This window comes from Nocardia anaemiae NBRC 100462 (assembly GCF_001612725.1).
Lineage (GTDB): Bacteria > Actinomycetota > Actinomycetes > Mycobacteriales > Mycobacteriaceae > Nocardia > Nocardia anaemiae.
Map to the genome: position 1 here is coordinate 1 of NZ_BDAZ01000092.1, position 5,304 is coordinate 5,304.

Genomic DNA, 5,304 nt, shown 5'->3' on the forward strand with positions numbered 1-5,304 from the left:
GTTGGCGTTTTGTTTTGCTGGGTTTTCGGACTCTAGTTAGATATTTCTGATTCATTCTTCGGAGTGTTTCGTGAGTCTTCAACGGAGAGTTTGATCCTGGCTCAGGACGAACGCTGGCGGCGTGCTTAACACATGCAAGTCGAGCGGTAAGGCCCTTCGGGGTACACGAGCGGCGAACGGGTGAGTAACACGTGGGTGATCTGCCCTGTACTTCGGGATAAGCCTGGGAAACTGGGTCTAATACCGGATATGACCACGGGATGCATGTCTTGTGGTGGAAAGATTTATCGGTGCAGGATGGGCCCGCGGCCTATCAGCTTGTTGGTGGGGTAATGGCCTACCAAGGCGACGACGGGTAGCCGACCTGAGAGGGTGACCGGCCACACTGGGACTGAGACACGGCCCAGACTCCTACGGGAGGCAGCAGTGGGGAATATTGCACAATGGGCGGAAGCCTGATGCAGCGACGCCGCGTGAGGGATGACGGCCTTCGGGTTGTAAACCTCTTTCGACAGGGACGAAGCGTAAGTGACGGTACCTGTAGAAGAAGCACCGGCCAACTACGTGCCAGCAGCCGCGGTAATACGTAGGGTGCGAGCGTTGTCCGGAATTACTGGGCGTAAAGAGCTTGTAGGCGGTTCGTCGCGTCGATCGTGAAAACTGGCGGCTCAACTGCCAGCTTGCGGTCGATACGGGCGGACTAGAGTACTTCAGGGGAGACTGGAATTCCTGGTGTAGCGGTGAAATGCGCAGATATCAGGAGGAACACCGGTGGCGAAGGCGGGTCTCTGGGAAGTAACTGACGCTGAGAAGCGAAAGCGTGGGTAGCGAACAGGATTAGATACCCTGGTAGTCCACGCCGTAAACGGTGGGTACTAGGTGTGGGTTTCCTTCCACGGGATCCGTGCCGTAGCTAACGCATTAAGTACCCCGCCTGGGGAGTACGGCCGCAAGGCTAAAACTCAAAGGAATTGACGGGGGCCCGCACAAGCGGCGGAGCATGTGGATTAATTCGATGCAACGCGAAGAACCTTACCTGGGTTTGACATACACCAGAAACATCCAGAGATGGGTGCCCCCTTGTGGTTGGTGTACAGGTGGTGCATGGCTGTCGTCAGCTCGTGTCGTGAGATGTTGGGTTAAGTCCCGCAACGAGCGCAACCCTTATCTTATGTTGCCAGCGCGTTATGGCGGGGACTCGTGAGAGACTGCCGGGGTCAACTCGGAGGAAGGTGGGGACGACGTCAAGTCATCATGCCCCTTATGTCCAGGGCTTCACACATGCTACAATGGCCGGTACAGAGGGCTGCGATACCGTGAGGTGGAGCGAATCCCTTAAAGCCGGTCTCAGTTCGGATCGGGGTCTGCAACTCGACCCCGTGAAGTTGGAGTCGCTAGTAATCGCAGATCAGCAACGCTGCGGTGAATACGTTCCCGGGCCTTGTACACACCGCCCGTCACGTCATGAAAGTCGGTAACACCCGAAGCCGGTGGCCTAACCCCTTGTGGGAGGGAGCCGTCGAAGGTGGGATTGGCGATTGGGACGAAGTCGTAACAAGGTAGCCGTACCGGAAGGTGCGGCTGGATCACCTCCTTTCTAAGGAGCACTTCTGCATCGCACCCCGAAGAGTCGGGGATGGTAAACGCTGATGCCAGAGACCGTTGAGTTCTCACATGTAGAACTGCGGACGCTCATGGGTGGAACGCTGACAAGTTTCATCGCATCAAGGTTTCGGTCATGTCCGGAATCGCGGTGGATATATCGACACACTGTTGGGTCCTGAGAGAACACGCGAGTGTTTTTTCCAGGCAAGATAACGATCCGCTCGGATCTCCTGTCATACCGGGGAGGCTGAAAGGTCTTCTGCTGGTGCGGGGTTGGGGTTTGAGTGGGTGTGTTGTTTGAGAACTGCACAGTGGACGCGAGCATCTTTGTTTGTAAGTGTTTAAGAGCGTTCGGTGGATGCCTTGGCACCAGGAGCCGATGAAGGACGTAGGAGGCTGCGATAAGCCTCGGGGAGCTGTCAACCGAGCTGAGATCCGAGGATTTCCGAATGGGGAAACCCAGCACGAGTGATGTCGTGTTACCCGCATCTGAATATATAGGGTGTGTGGAGGGAACGTGGGGAAGTGAAACATCTCAGTACCCACAGGAAGAGAAAACAATAGTGATTCCGTGAGTAGTGGCGAGCGAAAGCGGATGAGGCTAAACCAGGAGCATGTGATAGACGGCAGTCGTTGTGTTCTTGGGGTTGTGGGGCTCACTTTCTCGATTCTGCCGAGTCGAGCGACAGTCAGAAACCGTTGTGTTAGTTGAAGTGGTCTGGAACGGCCTGCCATAGACGGTGATAGTCCGGTAAATGAAAACTCAACGGCTGTTGTAGTGGGTGCCCGAGTAGCAGCGGGCCCGTGAAATCTGCTGTGAATCTGCCGGGACCACCCGGTAAGCCTGAATACTCCCTGGTGACCGATAGCGGACTAGTACCGTGAGGGAAAGGTGAAAAGTACCCCGGGAGGGGAGTGAAATAGTACCTGAAACCGTGCGCTTACAATCCGTCAGGGCCTACGCACAACTTGTTGTGGTGGGTGATGGCGTGCCTTTTGAAGAATGAGCCTGCGAGTTAGTGGCATGTGGCGAGGTTAACCCGTGTGGGGTAGCCGTAGCGAAAGCGAGTCCGAATAGGGCGTTTTTGAGTCGCGTGTTCTAGACCCGAAGCGGAGTGATCTACCCATGGCCAGGGTGAAGCGACGGTAAGACGTCGTGGAGGCCCGAACCCACTTAGGTTGAAAACTGAGGGGATGAGCTGTGGGTAGGGGTGAAAGGCCAATCAAACTCCGTGATAGCTGGTTCTCCCCGAAATGCATTTAGGTGCAGCGTCACGTGTTTCACGCCGGAGGTAGAGCTACTGGATGGTCTAGGGGGCCTACAAGCTTACCGAAATCAGCCAAACTCCGAATGCCGGTGTGTGAGAGCGTGGCAGTGAGACTGCGGGGGATAAGCTTCGTAGTCGAGAGGGAAACAGCCCAGATCGCCGGCTAAGGCCCCTAAGCGTGTACTAAGTGGAAAAGGATGTGGAGTCGCGAAGACAACCAGGAGGTTGGCTTAGAAGCAGCCATCCTTGAAAGAGTGCGTAATAGCTCACTGGTCAAGTGATTCTGCGCCGACAATGTAGCGGGGCTCAAGTACACCGCCGAAGCCGCGGCATTCACACATGACACCCACTTCCTCCTGCGGGGGGTTGTGCAGTGGTGTGGATGGGTAGGGGAGCGTCGTGTAGCCATGGAAGCAGCAGTGTGAGCTAGTTGTGGAGGCTATGCGAGTGAGAATGCAGGCATGAGTAGCGAAAGACGAGTGAGAAACTCGTCCGCCGAATGACCAAGGGTTCCTGGGCCAGGTTAATCCGCCCAGGGTGAGTCGGGACCTAAGGCGAGGCCGACAGGCGTAGTCGATGGACAACGGGTTGATATTCCCGTACCCGTGTATCCGCGCCCAATGGCGAGCCGGTTTTGCTAACTGTCCAAAACCCAAATGATCTCCTTCGGGAGACAGGAGGGGGCTGCATAGGACCCAGACCGTAGTAGTCAAGCGATGGGGTGACGCAGGAAGGTAGCTGGGCCAGTCAGTGGTTGTACTGGTGTAAGCCTGTAGGGCGCAACATAGGCAAATCCGTGTTGCATATGGCCTGAGAGGTGATGCGTAGCCGATTGAGGTGAATTCAGTGATCCTATGCTGCCGAGAAAAGCCTCTAGTGAGTTGGTACACGGCCCGTACCCCAAACCGACACAGGTGGTCAGGTAGAGAATACTGAGGCGATCGAGAGAACTGTGGTTAAGGAACTCGGCAAAATGCCCCCGTAACTTCGGGAGAAGGGGGACCACGTCTGGTGATGGCCCTTGCGGTCTGAGCTGGGTGTGGTCGCAGAGACCAGAGAGAAGCGACTGTTTACTAAAAACACAGGTCCGTGCGAAGTCGTAAGACGATGTATACGGACTGACGCCTGCCCGGTGCCGGAAGGTTAAGAGGACCGGTTAGCCGCCTTTGGTGGCGAAGCTGAGAATTTAAGCCCCGGTAAACGGCGGTGGTAACTATAACCATCCTAAGGTAGCGAAATTCCTTGTCGGGTAAGTTCCGACCTGCACGAATGGCGTAACGACTTCTCTGCTGTCTCAACCACAGACTCGGCGAAATTGCATTACGAGTAAAGATGCTCGTTACGCGCGGCAGGACGAAAAGACCCCGGGACCTTCACTATAGCTTGGTATTGGTGTTCGGTACGGTTTGTGTAGGATAGGTGGGAGACTGTGAAACTGGCACGCCAGTGTTGGTGGAGTCGTCGTTGAAATACCACTCTGATCGTATTGGACCTCTAACCTCGGGCCATGATCTGGTTCAGGGACAGTGCCTGGTGGGTAGTTTAACTGGGGCGGTTGCCTCCTAAAATGTAACGGAGGCGCCCAAAGGTTCCCTCAGCCTGGTTGGCAATCAGGTGTCGAGTGCAAGTGCACAAGGGAGCTTGACTGTGAGAGTGACAGCTCGAGCAGGGACGAAAGTCGGGACTAGTGATCCGGCACCGGCAAGTGGAAGCGGTGTCGCTCAACGGATAAAAGGTACCCCGGGGATAACAGGCTGATCTTCCCCAAGAGTCCATATCGACGGGATGGTTTGGCACCTCGATGTCGGCTCGTCGCATCCTGGGGCTGGAGTAGGTCCCAAGGGTTGGGCTGTTCGCCCATTAAAGCGGCACGCGAGCTGGGTTTAGAACGTCGTGAGACAGTTCGGTCTCTATCCGCCGCGCGCGTCAGAAACTTGAGGAAGGCTGTCCCTAGTACGAGAGGACCGGGACGGACGAACCTCTGGTGTGCCAGTTGTCCTGCCAAGGGCACTGCTGGTTAGCTACGTTCGGAAGGGATAACCGCTGAAAGCATCTAAGCGGGAAGCCTGTTCCAAGATGAGGTTTCTCACCACCTTCGAGTGGTTAAGGCCCCCCACAGACCATGGGGTTGATAGGCCAGAACTGGAAGCCCGGTAACGGGTGTAGGTGACTGGTACTAATCGGCCGAGGACTTACCAACGAAGAAGCTACGCGTCCACTGTGCAGTATCTGAAACAACACACGAACACTGCAGCACAACAAGATCCCACGGGTCTTGTGAGCGCTGTTTGTGGATAGTTTCATAGAGTTACGGCGGCTATAGCGGTGGGGAAACGCCCGGTCCCATTCCGAACCCGGAAGCTAAGGCCACCAGCGCCGATGGTACTGCACTCGACAGGGTGTGGGAGAGTAGGACACCGCCGGAACATCC

General features: G+C 55.9%; 3 rRNA genes. All 3 read left to right on the top strand.

Features of this window, described 5'->3' with window-relative positions:
* Positions 1-78: 78 nt before the first annotated feature.
* The 3 genes from NA5_RS37060 (at position 79) to rrf (ending at position 5,299) form a co-directional block, all read left to right on the top strand.
* Positions 79-1,597: ribosomal RNA gene (locus NA5_RS37060) — 16S ribosomal RNA — on the top strand.
* Positions 1,598-1,936: 339 nt separating this feature from the next.
* Positions 1,937-5,073 (top strand): 23S ribosomal RNA (locus NA5_RS37065).
* A 109-nt stretch (positions 5,074-5,182) separates the two neighbouring features.
* A 5S ribosomal RNA gene (rrf, locus tag NA5_RS37070) occupies positions 5,183-5,299 on the top strand.
* Together the 16S, 23S and 5S rRNA genes form the textbook arrangement of a ribosomal RNA operon.
* Positions 5,300-5,304: the final 5 nt, after the last annotated feature.